Origin of the sequence: Cupriavidus sp. Agwp_2, from assembly GCF_040784895.1 — a bacterium.
GTDB lineage: Bacteria > Pseudomonadota > Gammaproteobacteria > Burkholderiales > Burkholderiaceae > Cupriavidus.
Window position 1 is genome coordinate 2,677,057 of record NZ_CP088084.1, and the last position, 12,404, is coordinate 2,689,460.

Here is a 12,404-nt window from a genome sequence, read left to right on the forward strand (position 1 = left end):
CATGCCCTGCGCCCCCGCCCCCGCAGGGCAAGGTGGCGGGGGCGGGCGGCTGGCCCTTGCGGAGCAACGTGGACGGAGCGGCGCGTCCTGACTGTGCTATGCGCTCCTTGTCGCGCCCGCCTCGGGCGGCGAGCTACGCGTATCCGCCGGAATGCGGAACACCTGTAGTTCATCTTCCTCGCACTGGGCGATCAGCCCGGTCTCCCAGGCCAGGTACGCCCTGGCCGCGTCCTGGTTGCCTTCGTGGCGGTCATGCACGAAGAACAGGTAATCGATGCGCGTAGCCGGGGGCAACGGCTCGGCATCCACGGCTGGCGCCAGCCCGGCCGACAGCCACGTTTGATAGCCTTCGTCGGTGCGGAAGACATTGCCGTAGCCCGCGTCCACCAGGTCTTTCCAGGCGAGGGCAGCCACATCGGGCTCGCTCGCGAGCAATACCACGGGATCCTCCGGCGTCGTGCGTAGTGACTGCAGCGCTTGCAGCAGGCGCGGCCGGATCGACCATACCGAGCCTTGCGCGTGGCCCTGATCGAACGCGGCGCTTTCGCGCAGATCGATGATCGCCAGTGCTGCGGCTTCACCGTGCAGTTTGCGCAGTTGCCCGGCGTCGAGTACACGCGGGCCTCCGCCGAGGTCCGGCTGCGGCCACGCCCGCACCTTGACGGCCGCATCCAGGCCATCGGCAAGGACGGCGCTCTCATAGCCCAGCTGGTGCAGCCAGCTGGCGATCACAGGTGCGCGCACACCGTCATCGTCGAACACGATGACACGGCTGCCGCGCACGCCGATATAGCGGTCCGTGGCCTGGACCAGTTGCCCGCCGGGTGCGTGGATGGCGCCTTCGATCGAGTGCCGGACGAATTCCTCCGCGGTGCGGATATCGAAGAGGTAGGTCGTGCGGTGCGCGTCATCGAGCCATTGCTGCGCGTGTGCCGTAGACAGGGACGGCAGGCCGAAGCGCCGCAGCAGCGTGGCGGATCGATCGCGGGCAACCTGCAGAAGGGGCGTGGTGGCTACGGCGTCGGCGAAGCGCTCGCTGCCGTGTTCCAGCGCATGGCCTGCCAGATACCAGCCCTGGGTGCCGTTCTCCAGCGCGAGCACCGGGTTGGGCAAGCCGAGGTTCAACACCGTCTGGGCGCCAATGATGCTGCGCGTGCGCCCCGCACAATGCACGACAACTGGCGTATTCGGATTGGTCAGCAGAGCCGGCAGGCGCAGCGCCAGTTCTCCGTTGGGACACCCCAGTGCGCCGGGGATGGTCATCTTGCGGTGTTCTTCCCCGGTGCGGCCGTCCACGAGCACGAACGGCTCACCGGCGGCCCGGCGCGCGGCAAATGCATCGGCGCTCAGACGCGGCGTGTGCTGGATATGCTCGACCAGTTCGCCAAACGTCTTGGAAGGCACGTTCACGCCTTTGAACAAGGTGTATCCGGCGGCCGCCCAGGCAGGCGCACCGCCGGCCAGCAACGTCACGTCAGCGTAGCCAAGTTGCGCAAGCCGGCGCGCAGCGCGCGCTGCCACGTCGCTGGCACCGTCGTCGAGCAAGACGATACGCTCCGCGTGGCGCGGCGCCAGGCGGCCAACCTCCAGTTCCAGGCGGCTGTAGGGCAGGGGGACGGCAAAGAAGGGATGGCCTTCGCCGTACTGGCCATGCTCGCGCACGTCGAACAGGGCCAACGACTGGCCATCATTCAGCCAGTTGCGCAGCGTGGCGGCGTCGATGGTATGGGTCATGTCGGTCATTGTTGTGATGGCGGCTGTCAGCGCAAGGCGATGCCGGATGAGGCAATCACGGAGGCGTAGCGGGGCAGGTCGCGCGACAGCGTGGCATCCAGCTCCTGCGCCGACGAGGCAACCACGACATAGCCCGCATCCTCCAGCTGGCTGCGCGTGGCGGGTGCTTGCAGCACCGCCGCCACATCGCGGCTGATACGGTCAACCACGGCGGCCGGGGTCGCAGCGGGGGCAAGCAGTCCTTGCCAGCTCTCCACGGAGAATCCCGCGGCGCCGGCCTCGGCCAGCGTGGGTACCTGCGGGAGTGCCCTGGAGCGATACGGCGTGGTGACCGCCAGCGCCGTGAGTTTGCCTGCCCGTACATAGTCGGTCACCGCGGCCAGTGTGATCAGCGTGGCGTCGATATGGCCGCCGAGCAGGTCCACCGTAGCCGGCGCTCCTCCGGGATAAGGAATGTAGTTGACCTTGAAGCCAAGCTGGCGCGACAACATTTCATGGGCGACGTGCGCGATGCCGCCATTGCCGGGCAGCCCCAGCGCCAGTTCTCCCGGCTTGCGGCGGGCCAGGGCCAGGTAATCCTGGAAGCTTCGTACCCCCAGGTCCGGCCTGACCACCAGCACCTGCGGGTTCACCACGGCCTTGGTGACGCCGCGGAAGGCATGGCTGGTGTCATACGGCAGGTTCTTGAACAGCGAGGCGTTAAGCGTCACGCCTTCGCCGCCAAGCAGCAGCACGTGGCCGTCCGGCCTGGCCTTCGCGACCTGCGCCGCGCCGATGGTGCCGCTGGCGCCGACCACGTTGTCTACCATCACCGGTTGCTGCCACACTTCGCTGAGCCGGGTGGCAAGCGTGCGCGCCAGCTTGTCAGCGCTGCCGCCGGGTGCGACCGGCACCACGATGCGCACAGGGCGCGTGGGAAACGCCGCGTCGGCGGCAGTCGCCGGAAGCGGCATGGCGGCCAGCATCGCTGGCGAAAGAGCAAGGAGAGCGCGGAGAAAGTTGCGGCGGAGCATGGCAAGACCTGGAAGGGAGCCTGCAGGCCGTTGTGGGCACGGAAGTGCGAAGGCCTGACAGGACCATCAAGCTTACGAATCCGGCCGGCCCGCACCAACGAATGTTTGAGCCTATGGATATGCGGCATGCCGCTGGCCGCGACGGGCGGCGATGGACGCGGGCAGCATGTTGATACTCGAAAGCCTTCTTTTGCACCGCTTCATGGCGGCGTTAAAGTCGGCGCATGACCCAACAGAACCTTTCCCCATCAGCGGTGCCGGGCAGCGACGTTGCCAGCCGGCGCCACGCGGCCGTGGCCGCCTTCATCGCCGAGGCAAGACAGTTGCTGGAGCGTGCCCCGCATCCTGGCCGCGAGACGCTGCAGACCGTGGCGCGAGCGCTGGAGCGGCTGGGCGCGCAACGCGACTTGTTCCCGGCGGCGCACTTTCCTGTCTCGGCCGACAATCCCGCGCAGGTCTATCGCCTCTCGGAGGATCTCGATGGCCGCTATGCGCTGTACGTCTCCGCCGGGCTGCCGGGCAAGGCACAGCCGCCGCATGACCACACCACGTGGGCCATCATTGCCGGCATCACCGGCAATGAGCGCAATGTCTTCTATCGCCGGGAAGCCACCGACGACCCCGTACGCGACCGCCTGACCGAGACCGGTCGCAGCGATGTCGCGAGCGGCAGCTCCGTGACGCTGTTGCCCGACGACGTCCATACCATCGAGCTGATCGGCAATGAGCCCGGCCTGCACCTGCATTTCTATGGCCTGGCGCTCGACCGCCTGAGCGGGCGCGTGGTGTTTGAAAGCGCCGCGGGCGGCAGCTATCGGCACTTCGGGCCGCCCAGGCATATCGCCCATGCCGCCATCGACGCGGTCGCGCTGAAGGCGGCGCTGGCGGATGGCGACGAGATCGCGCTGCTGGACGTGCGCGAGACCGGCGTCTTTGTGCGCGGGCACCTGTTGCTTGCGGCTTCGGCACCGCTGTGGCGGCTTGAACTGTTGATCGACCGCCTGGTGCCGCGCCGCGATACGCGCATCGTCCTGACTGATGGCGATGATGGTGGCGATGGCGGCGATCGCCTGGCGCACCAGGCGGCCGCCAAGCTGCTGCGGCTGGGCTGGCGCAACGTGTCGGTGCTGACCGGCGGCACGCAGGCATGGGCGACGGCGGGGTTCGAGGTGTTCTCCGGCAGCAACGTCCCCAGCAAGGCTTTCGGCGAAGTGATCGAGCACCAGAAGCACACGCCCTGGATCAGCGCCGACGAACTGCAGCAACGCATCGAGCGCGGCGACGACCTGGTGGTGGTGGATAGCCGCACCACCGAGGAGTTTGCCGACTTCAGCCTGCCCTTCGCGCACAGCCTGCCCGGCGCGGAACTGGTCTACCGCATTGGCGAGCTGGCGCCGCGGCCGGAAACGCTGGTCGTGGTCAACTGCGCGGGCCGCACCCGCAGCATCGTCGGCGCACAGACGCTGATCGACGCGGGGGTGCCCAACCCGGTGGTCTCGCTCAAGGACGGCACCATGGCCTGGTTGCTGGATGGCCGCACGCTGGCCCACGGTCGCCATACACCGCTGCCCGAACCGGCGGAGGCGGCACGTGAAGCCGCCCGTGGCCGTGCCGAGGCTGTCGCCTCGCGCGCCGGTGTACGCCGTCTCGATGCCGCCGGCCTGGCGCGGCTGGAGCGAGAAGCCGGACAGCACACCTTGTATCGTTTCGATGTGCGCACGCGCGCCGAATATGAGGCCGGCCACCTGCCGGGCTGGCGCTGGGCGCCTGGCGGGCAACTGGTGCAAGCCACGGACGAATACGCGGCAACGCGCCATGCGCGGATCGTGCTCGCCGACTGGGACGGCGTGCGGGCGCTGACCACCGGTGCGTGGCTGGCGCAACTGGGCGCGCACGAGGTGTTCGTGTATGCCCCGTCGCCCGACGCCGCGGTCGACACCGGCGCGGAGCCGCTTCGCGTGCTGACGTCGCGGCACGCGGCGCAGCCGGTGTCGGCGCAGCAGGCCGATGCGCTGTTGCAGGCAGGCGGGGCACGCGTCTTCGACGTCGAGCGGCGCGCCGCCTACGAGAAGCGCCATGTTGCCGGCGCGCAGTTCGCGGTGCCGGACCGGCTAGAGGCGCTGATTGCCGGGATTCCCGCCGCCGAAACGTTGCTGGTCACGTCATCGGACGGTGTGCTGGCGCGCATTGTGGCGGCGGAACTGGCGGCGCGCAGCGGCCGTGACGTGCGCTACCTGGCCGGAGGCACGCAAGCATGGACGGCGGCGGGGCTGCCCACCGGCAGCGGCGCGCAGGGCGTGCTGACCGGCGAGGAGGATTACTGGTACAGCCCGTACCACCACGCCGACGTAGCGCTGCGCGATGCAGGATTCCGGGCCTACCTGGACTGGGAGATCGGACTGGTTGCGCAGCTTGAGCGCGAAGGGGACATCGGCATCCGGCTCCTGGCGCACTGAGATGGGCGTCTGGCTGATCGGGCTGGAGGCCCGTCTCGACCTGGTGCCGCGCTCGCCGCTGCTGGTGCAGCTTCAGCAGCAGTACGGCGGCAAGCCATAGCGCGTAGCCGCCGGGGCAGGCACTGATGGCATGCCCCGGCTGCACCCCACTCACCCGCGCCAGACTGCTCCCGCATACAGCTCGGGACTGAAGTCCGGCTCCACGTCGACGCGGGCCCGGGCCTCATGCAGGTCGAGGTCGGCCAGGAACAGGTCCTCGCCGATGCGCCGCACCGCGGCCGGGATGTCGCGCCGCATGCTCGGCCGTCGCCCAGGGGTACGCCGACGGTGGCATAGCCGGCCGGGTTGTAGACGTGGATCGCACCCAGCCACGGGGCGGTGCCCGGGACCTTCTCGTTGTACTGCAGGCCATCGCCGAGATAAGGCGATGCCCCCAATGCGTCGTCGCACTCGCCGGTGGGCGGCGTGTAGCGATCGCGCCAGCGCGAGCTTGCGCGTGGTTTCCGTGCGCGCCTGACCGTTCACGACGAGCTGCACCGCCAGCCCTGGGACGGCAGCGCCTTTGTGCGGCGCGATCTCCGTGAGCTGGGTGCCGTAGCGGACCTCGATATCGAGGAAGCGGCGGAACCAGTCGAGATAGGCGGCCCAGTCGGTGCGCGGGATGCGGTCCAGCGCTGCGTAAGCCTCGCTGCCATGGCGGGCCTCGTACCAGGCCTGGAAGCCCAGCGCGGTGACGCCCGGTTCGGGGCCAACCAGGTTCTTGACGGTGCGCAGCTTGTGCATGCGCGCCCGCGTCAGCCAGACGCCGGCTTGCGTGGCGTCGGGCGCGGCGTCGATCACCGACACGCCGCCGATGCCGGCGCGGCGCAGGGCATACGCAAAGGCGCTGCTGCCCTGGCCGCCGCCGACGCTCAGTACGTTGTGGTCGAAGCCGTCGCGTGGCGGCACCCAGTTTTCTGGCGCCGGCCCGAGCAGGCGCAGCGCTTCGCGGGCGAGTTGATCCGGATCGCTCATATCAGGTCAGGGTACGGTGGAAGGCCTGGTCGAGATCGGCCAGCAGGTCTTGTGTGTCTTCGAGCCCGACGTGCAGCCGCACCACTGGCGTATTGCCCTGCCACGTGCGGTGCTCGCGCAGCCGTTCCGGCGGGGCGACCAGCGCGAGGCTTTCGTAGCCGCCCCAGGAAGCGCCGATCGAGAACCACCGCAACGCATCGACAAATTCGCTGGCCGCGCTGGCGCCTGCATCGCGGAATGCGAACGACACCAGCCCGCTCGCGCCGCTGAAGTCGCGCTGCCACAGCGCGTGGCCAGGGTCGTCCGGCAGCGCCGGGTAGAACACGCGGCCCACCTGTGGGTGGCGCTGCAGCCATTGCGCGACCTCGGTGGCATTGCGTTGGTGCTGGGCCAGGCGCAGCGGCAGCGTGCGCAGACCGCGCAGCGACAGGTAGGCATCATCGGCGCCGATGGCGAGGCCCAGGGCCTCGTGCGTGGCGGCGATGCGCTCCGCCAGCGCGGGGCTGTCCACGACGACCGCGCCCTGCATCACGTCGGAATGCCCGGCAATATATTTGGTCGCGGCCTGGATCGAGATATTGGCGCCGAGGCGCAGGGGCTGCAGGAACCACCCGCCGCTCCAGGTGTTGTCCACGGCCACCGGCACGCCGCGTTCGCGCGCCACCGCCGCCAGCCCTGGCAGGTCCAGCACCTCGAACAACAACGAGCTTGGCGATTCCAGGTAGACGAGCCTGGTCTCGGGCCGGATCAGCGCGGCGAGGTCGTCATGCGCTGGCGAAAAGTATTCGATGGTGATGCCCAGCCGCCGCAGCAGCGTCTTGTCGACGCGCCGCACCGGCGCATAGACGCTGTCGGATACCAGTGCATGGTCGCCGGGACCGAGCAGGGCCAGCAGCACCAGCGTGATCGCCGACAGCCCCGATGGCGCCAGGAATGCGCGATGGCCGCCTTCGAGCGTGGTCAGCGCGTCCTCCAGTGCCTCGTGCGTATCCAGCCCGTGGCGGCCGTAGGAAGCGACGCGTTCGCCGGCGGCGCGGCGGTGCTGGCGCGACTCCAGTGCCTGCTGGCTGGCGAAGCGTACCGTGCTGGTCCTCACCACCGGCACATTGACCGGCCCCGCGCCGTCGCGCAGCGTCGCCGCCCCCGCATGCAGCAACTGCGTATGCCTGCCCGCGCCGCTCATCCCGACACCTTGCTCGGTTGCATCTGCGTGGCGTTGTAGTTGACTATCTCGCCGCTCTCCGGGCGCACGCCATAGCGGCCCGTCAGCGTTTCGAGCGGTCGGCCATAGCAGTGGAAATGCAGCGTCGGCGCGTCGCCGACCACGTGGATGCTGTGGATGTCGTCAGGCAGGAAGGCGATTGGCGTGCCCGGCTCGACCGTCAGCTCGCGCGCCACTTCAAGCTGCGCGAAAGCCGGGTCGCTGCGGTCGTCGGTGCGGCGGTAGACCCGGTTGAACTCGCGGCCTTCCACCGCGACGATCACGGCCCAGGTATCGTGGTTGTGAGGGATGGTCGTCTTGCCCGGATTGATCGAGTTCAGGTACAGCGCGGCCGCGTCGTCACCATCATCGGGATTCAGCCGGTAGCGCGTCGAAGCGCCGCTGGCCGTATCCGCCGGTGGCGGAAAGTCCTCGCGGGTGAACAGTTCGCGCTGCGCCGCCAGTGCCTGCAGGCGCGCGGCCACTGCGTCGAGCGCGTCGCGGTCAGGCTGGCCCGCGGCCAGGCGCCGGATGTCGGTCAGTGCGGCGGCCACTGCCTTGCGGCGGGCCGCCTGGCGTTCGGCGGGAGATGAATGGCTCATGGTGCGGAGACTCCGTCAGCAGGTAAGAAGGAAGGCGCCGGCGCGAACGCGGCATCGAATTCGGCCGGCAGGCGCGGGATCGCACCCAGCGCGCGGCGCAGGAACGCGCGCGTGCGTTCGTGCTGCGGCTTGCCGAATATCTGGGCCGGCGGGCCGTGCTCGACGATCCGGCCGGTTTCGGTAAAGTAGATCTGGTCGCTGATCTCGGCGGCAAAGCGCATTTCATGCGTCACCAATACGCAGGTCATGCCGTCCTCAACCAGTTCGCGGATCACGGTCAGCACTTCGCCGACGGTCTCGGGGTCGAGCGCGGAGGTCACCTCGTCGAACAGGATCAGCTCGGGCTGCATCGCCAGCGCGCGCGCAATCGCAACGCGCTGTTGCTGGCCACCGGACAACTCGCCCGGGTAAGCACCGGCTTTCTCCGACAGCCGCACCCTGGCGAGCAGCGATTGCGCCTCGCGCTCGGCCTCGGCGCGCGGGCGGCCGATCACGCGGGTCGGGGCGAGCACCAGGTTCTCCAGCACCGTCAGGTGCGGAAACAGGTTGTACTGCTGGAACACGAACCCCACCCGCTTGCGCAACGCAATGAATTCGTCCTCGCCGCGCAAGGTCTCGACGGCGGTGTCGCCCACGCGGATCTGCCCGCGTTGCGGCCGCAGCAGCCCGGTGATGCAGCGCAGGATGGTGCTCTTGCCCGAACCGGACGGACCGATGATGGTGACGGCTTCGCCGCGGCGCACGTCGACATCGATGCCATTGAGCACCGCGTTCGCGCCGAAGCTCAGGTGGACGTCGCGCAGCTGCACCAGTGGCGATGTGGAATGGCTGCCGGTGTCCCGGCGCAGGAAGGACTCAGTGGCGTTCATGGCGGCGTTCCAGCGCGCGGGTCGCGCGCGCAATCGGGTAGCAGTAGGCGAAAAACAGGACCAGCAGCGTGAAATAGACCAGGATCGTGAAGTCGGTGCGCGCCACGGTGTTGCTGGCAACCTGCGCGGTGTCGACCACGTCATGAACGCCGACCAGCGACGCCAGCGACGTGCTCATGGTGATGCTGGCGTACAGGTTCATCCACGGTGGCAGCATGCGCCGCAGGCACTGGGGCAGCACGACCAGGCGGAAGATCTGGCGGCGTCGCAAGGCGAGGGACTGCGCCGCCTCCCACTGCGCGCTCGGAATCGACTGGATCGCGCCGCGGAAGATCTCGGCAACGTTGGCGCTTGCCGGCAACGCAAGGCCCAGCACGACCTTGACCCAGTCCGGAAACGGAAACGTCCAGTGCACCAGGTGCAACTCGAAGGGGAACACGTAGGTGGTGAAATAGACCAGTACCAGCACCGGGGCGTTGCGGAACGCCTGCACCCAGGTCCGCGTGAACACGCGTAGCGCCGCGTGCGACGACAACGACAGCGCGCCGATCACCAGGCCGACGACGGTGCCGAGCCCCATGGCGAACACGCTGATCTCGATGTTGGCCAGCAGCCCGCGCAGCAGCGCGGGGGTCCAGGTCCAGAGGCTGCGCACCGCGGCCGGCGTGCTGCCGGTAACGCTCCAGAACAGCAGCAGCGCCGCCAGCGCGGCGAGGGCCAGCACCCATGGGTCGCGCAGCGCGCGCGCCGGCAACGCGGGGCGGCCGAAGGCGGACGGGAGCATCGAATCACTGGCCATAGCCGGGCATCCTCAGGTGATTTTCCAGCCAGCGGCCGGCCCGGCTGACCAGCCAGGTCAGCAGGCCGAACCAGGCCAGGATCAGCAACAGCAGTTCCAGCACGTTGTCGCGCTGCGTCCAGATCATGATGGATTCATAGGTCACGTCGCCGACCGCGATGGCCGAGGCGACCGCAGTCATCTTGACGAGGTCCACCACGTTGTTGATGAGCGCCGGCAACGCAAAGCGCACCGCGAGCGGCAGTTCAACCTGGAGCAGCAGCTGGCGCCGCGAAAAGGCCAGCGAGCGCGCCGCTTCCAGCGTGATGCGCGGCACCGCCTCGATACCGGCGCGCAGCGCCTCGGCATGGAACACCGCCTTGTGCAGCGAGACCACGATCACCACCCAGACGAAGGGCGTCAGCGGGTTGCCGGTGCCGCGGCTGGCGAGCTGCTGGGTGATGAGCATGTTCAGCACCAGGAACGCGCAGTAGAGCTGCACGAGCGTGGGCGTATTGCGCGTGAGCTCGACGAAGGCGCGGGCCGGCGCGGCAAGCGCGCGCCGACCGGACGTGAGCATTGCCGCCAGCACGATGCCGGCGGCGAGGCTGCAGGGGATGGTCAGCAGGCAAAGCTCCAGCGTCACAACCAGGCCACGCAGGAAGGCCGAACGTTCGCCGGCGTCGAGGACGAAGGCATAGTTCAGCCCCAGCGGCTTGAGCGCCGCGACCACGGGGGCCAGGAAATCGGTCATGCCACCCCCTCCTCGCCGGCGGTCAGGGCCAGGATGTCGCGCCCGTGGCCGGCCAGTGCGGTGGCACGCTGGCTGGCGCGGACGATCGGCGAGAGGCGCACCCGGTGGGCGCGCTCGAGCAGGAGAACGCTCATGGAGAAATCTCGGTAATGGTGCCTGGCAGGCCCTTGCCGGGGTTGAGCGGGCCGAATGCCTGCTTCAGGCGGAGGTACTGCAGGTGCGGAGCGACCGGCTCAGGACGCGTGCTTGAAGCGCGCTTGCAGTTCGGGCAGCAGCGGCTGCGGAGGCGTGATGCCGAGCCGCTTTTCCGTGGCGATCAGCCAGCCCGAGCGGTGCCATTCCTGGACGATCTTGTCCACCGCGGCGATGGTGTCCGTCTCGCCCTTGCGGGTCCAGACCACGGAGGGCGCCGGCAGGATCTCGGTGGAAATCGGCGCGGCATAGTCGGCCCAGTCAGGGTTGCTGCGAACCAGCGGGTGAATCAATGTCGCGTCGTGAACCGCGGCGACGCACTGTCCGCCCCTCAATGCCAGCAACGATTCTGCGGACGTCTTGAAGCCACGCACCTGGGCGCCGTACTGCTCCTGCAAAGGCTTGACGTAGCTGCTGCCCTGCGAGGCGCAGACGGTCTTGCCGCGCAGATCCTCCCACCTGGCGACGCCGCTGCGCTTGAGCACAGCTGCCGTGCCGCCGACGCGGTAAAACGGCGTTGGCGCATGGCCGAGCAGCTCGCCGCGCTCGGGGTTGTATTCCATCGACGCAATCAGCAGGTCAACCTTGCCTTGCTGCAGGAACTGCACGCGATTGGAAGGCTGCACGGGAACCAGTTCGGCTTCCACGCCCAGGCGCTTTGCCAGGTCGCGCGCCAGATCGGGATTCCAGCCGACGGGCTGCTGCGTGACGGGATCGATCGAGCCGAACAGGCTGCCGCCGACGAGCACGCCGATGGAGACTTTGCCGCGCTGCTTGACGCGGTCCAGCGTGGCATCCGCCCAGGCGGCATTCAGGGTAAGGCAGGACAGTGCCGCAGCGGCGGCGAAGCGAAGGAGCGGGAGAGCGGGCATGTCTGGTCATAAGAACAAGGAGGAGACGATGCTATCGCCCGGCGCCGCGGTGAACAAAGAACGCTTTCGGATATGGATATACAGCGTGCCGGCCGGGCGCGCGCACGACATGCGCTTGCGCGAAAAAGGGCGGCAGTGACGTGGGAGCGGGGATTGACGCCACAGAGCCTGTGGCGACTACTGGGACCAACGTTCTTCCCCACGCTTATCGGCACCCGCTGCTATGGATTCATGAAAAATCGGAACGCGATGCAGTCCGCTTTTCCGGCGCCTCTGCAGCGTCGGCTTCCGCGCCGGCGCCACCCTCGGCGCCGTCAAGGTGCACATCGGCCATGCCGCCATTGAGCTGGTTCAGGAAGTGCACCAGCGAAACCTTGTCGTCGAACCGGAAGCTCGCCAGGGCCTGGCGATAGAACTCATAGATCCGGGGCTGCAGGCTGGACCAGAACGCACGACCCTTCGGGGTCAGCACCACATTCTTGGCGCGCCGGTCCACGGTGTCAGCCACCCGCACCACGTGTTCGTCGCGCTCCAGGCGCTTGAGCACGCCATCGAGGCTTTGCCGGCTGACCACCAGGTATTCGGCCAGCTCCGAGAACGACATGCCTTGCGCGGCTTGCGGCCGCGTCAGCGCGCCCAGCACCGACCACTGCACCGTGGTGATGCCCAGGTACTTGATGGTCTGCCGGTCCAGCGTATTGCCCGCCTGAAACAGCCGGAAGAACAGGCGGTTGTGGACGGACGAGACGGACTGGTCATAGGAGGGGTCGGAACTGGTCATGGCTGGGAGCTGCGGGTCGCGCAGCGGGGGGCAGGCGGGATGGCGACATTCTACGGCCGGGGGTGCCGCCCGCGCCGGAATGCCGGATGCGCCGGATAAGTGATTATTCAGAATGTATGACATGTAGATTGCATGATT

The 12,404-nt window shown here is 68.4% G+C and carries 12 protein-coding genes and 1 pseudogene; 2 read left to right on the plus strand and 11 right to left on the minus strand.

Annotated elements, in window-relative coordinates:
* Positions 1-96: 96 nt before the first annotated feature.
* Both LPA45_RS29845 and LPA45_RS29850 read right to left on the minus strand, forming a co-directional pair.
* Positions 97-1,743, minus strand: coding sequence for a rhodanese-like domain-containing protein (locus LPA45_RS29845; protein WP_376790666.1), 1,647 nt, complete (start codon positions 1,741-1,743; stop codon positions 97-99).
* Between the two features lie 17 nt (positions 1,744-1,760).
* Entirely contained in the window at positions 1,761-2,747 is a 987-nt protein-coding gene (locus LPA45_RS29850; protein ID WP_317921011.1) for a tripartite tricarboxylate transporter substrate-binding protein, read from the minus strand.
* Between the two features lie 224 nt (positions 2,748-2,971).
* Here LPA45_RS29850 and LPA45_RS29855 point away from each other — a divergent pair, with 224 nt between their 5' ends.
* Positions 2,972-5,203: a rhodanese-like domain-containing protein gene (locus LPA45_RS29855; protein ID WP_317921013.1), complete on the plus strand. Its 2,232-nt coding sequence runs from the start codon at positions 2,972-2,974 to the stop codon at positions 5,201-5,203.
* Between the two features lie 150 nt (positions 5,204-5,353).
* Here the strand turns inward: LPA45_RS29855 and LPA45_RS29860 are convergent.
* The 8 genes and pseudogenes from LPA45_RS29860 to LPA45_RS29895 form a co-directional block, all read right to left on the minus strand.
* Positions 5,354-6,217, minus strand: a pseudogene (locus LPA45_RS29860) (FAD/NAD(P)-binding protein).
* Between the two features lies 1 nt (position 6,218).
* Positions 6,219-7,400, minus strand: coding sequence for a cystathionine beta-lyase (metC, locus tag LPA45_RS29865; RefSeq protein ID WP_317921015.1), 1,182 nt, complete (start codon positions 7,398-7,400; stop codon positions 6,219-6,221).
* Positions 7,397-8,020, minus strand: a complete 624-nt coding sequence (locus LPA45_RS29870; protein ID WP_317921017.1) for a cysteine dioxygenase family protein — start codon at positions 8,018-8,020, stop codon at positions 7,397-7,399. Before LPA45_RS29870 ends, metC begins: the two co-directional genes overlap by 4 nt.
* Positions 8,017-8,889: an amino acid ABC transporter ATP-binding protein gene (locus LPA45_RS29875; protein ID WP_317921018.1), complete on the minus strand. Its 873-nt coding sequence runs from the start codon at positions 8,887-8,889 to the stop codon at positions 8,017-8,019. Before LPA45_RS29875 ends, LPA45_RS29870 begins: the two co-directional genes overlap by 4 nt.
* A complete protein-coding gene (locus tag LPA45_RS29880) occupies positions 8,876-9,688 on the minus strand; it encodes an amino acid ABC transporter permease (protein ID WP_116321894.1) in 813 nt (270 codons plus the stop codon). The genes LPA45_RS29875 and LPA45_RS29880 overlap by 14 nt, the downstream gene beginning before the upstream one ends.
* Positions 9,678-10,421: an amino acid ABC transporter permease gene (locus LPA45_RS29885; protein ID WP_317921019.1), complete on the minus strand. Its 744-nt coding sequence runs from the start codon at positions 10,419-10,421 to the stop codon at positions 9,678-9,680. The genes LPA45_RS29880 and LPA45_RS29885 overlap by 11 nt, the downstream gene beginning before the upstream one ends.
* On the minus strand, positions 10,418-10,555 hold the full coding sequence (locus LPA45_RS29890; RefSeq protein WP_158577715.1) for a hypothetical protein: 138 nt from the start codon (positions 10,553-10,555) through the stop codon (positions 10,418-10,420). Before LPA45_RS29890 ends, LPA45_RS29885 begins: the two co-directional genes overlap by 4 nt.
* 99 nt (positions 10,556-10,654) lie before the next feature.
* Positions 10,655-11,485 carry a transporter substrate-binding domain-containing protein gene (locus LPA45_RS29895; RefSeq protein ID WP_317921020.1) on the minus strand — a complete coding sequence of 277 codons (831 nt, stop codon included), beginning with the start codon at positions 11,483-11,485 and terminating at the stop codon, positions 10,655-10,657.
* Here LPA45_RS29895 and LPA45_RS29900 point away from each other — a divergent pair.
* Positions 11,484-11,624: a hypothetical protein gene (locus tag LPA45_RS29900; RefSeq protein ID WP_317921021.1), complete on the plus strand. Its 141-nt coding sequence runs from the start codon at positions 11,484-11,486 to the stop codon at positions 11,622-11,624. The genes LPA45_RS29895 and LPA45_RS29900 overlap by 2 nt on opposite strands.
* A 90-nt stretch (positions 11,625-11,714) precedes the next feature.
* Here LPA45_RS29900 and LPA45_RS29905 read toward each other — a convergent pair whose 3' ends face one another.
* Positions 11,715-12,266, minus strand: a complete 552-nt coding sequence (locus LPA45_RS29905; protein ID WP_317921022.1) for a MarR family winged helix-turn-helix transcriptional regulator — start codon at positions 12,264-12,266, stop codon at positions 11,715-11,717.
* Positions 12,267-12,404: the final 138 nt, after the last annotated feature.

Coding starts and splice junctions, on each gene's coding strand:
- LPA45_RS29875 (WP_317921018.1), bottom strand. CDS start 8,889: ATGAACGCCACTGAGTCCTTCCTGCGCCGGGACACCGGCAGCCATTCC.
- LPA45_RS29890 (WP_158577715.1), bottom strand. CDS start 10,555: ATGAGCGTTCTCCTGCTCGAGCGCGCCCACCGGGTGCGCCTCTCGCCG.
- LPA45_RS29885 (WP_317921019.1), bottom strand. CDS start 10,421: ATGACCGATTTCCTGGCCCCCGTGGTCGCGGCGCTCAAGCCGCTGGGG.
- metC (WP_317921015.1), bottom strand. CDS start 7,400: ATGAGCGGCGCGGGCAGGCATACGCAGTTGCTGCATGCGGGGGCGGCG.
- LPA45_RS29905 (WP_317921022.1), bottom strand. CDS start 12,266: ATGACCAGTTCCGACCCCTCCTATGACCAGTCCGTCTCGTCCGTCCAC.
- LPA45_RS29845 (WP_376790666.1), bottom strand. CDS start 1,743: ATGACCGACATGACCCATACCATCGACGCCGCCACGCTGCGCAACTGG.
- LPA45_RS29880 (WP_116321894.1), bottom strand. CDS start 9,688: ATGGCCAGTGATTCGATGCTCCCGTCCGCCTTCGGCCGCCCCGCGTTG.
- LPA45_RS29850 (WP_317921011.1), bottom strand. CDS start 2,747: ATGCTCCGCCGCAACTTTCTCCGCGCTCTCCTTGCTCTTTCGCCAGCG.
- LPA45_RS29900 (WP_317921021.1), top strand. CDS start 11,484: ATGTCTGGTCATAAGAACAAGGAGGAGACGATGCTATCGCCCGGCGCC.
- LPA45_RS29870 (WP_317921017.1), bottom strand. CDS start 8,020: ATGAGCCATTCATCTCCCGCCGAACGCCAGGCGGCCCGCCGCAAGGCA.
- LPA45_RS29895 (WP_317921020.1), bottom strand. CDS start 11,485: ATGCCCGCTCTCCCGCTCCTTCGCTTCGCCGCCGCTGCGGCACTGTCC.
- LPA45_RS29855 (WP_317921013.1), top strand. CDS start 2,972: ATGACCCAACAGAACCTTTCCCCATCAGCGGTGCCGGGCAGCGACGTT.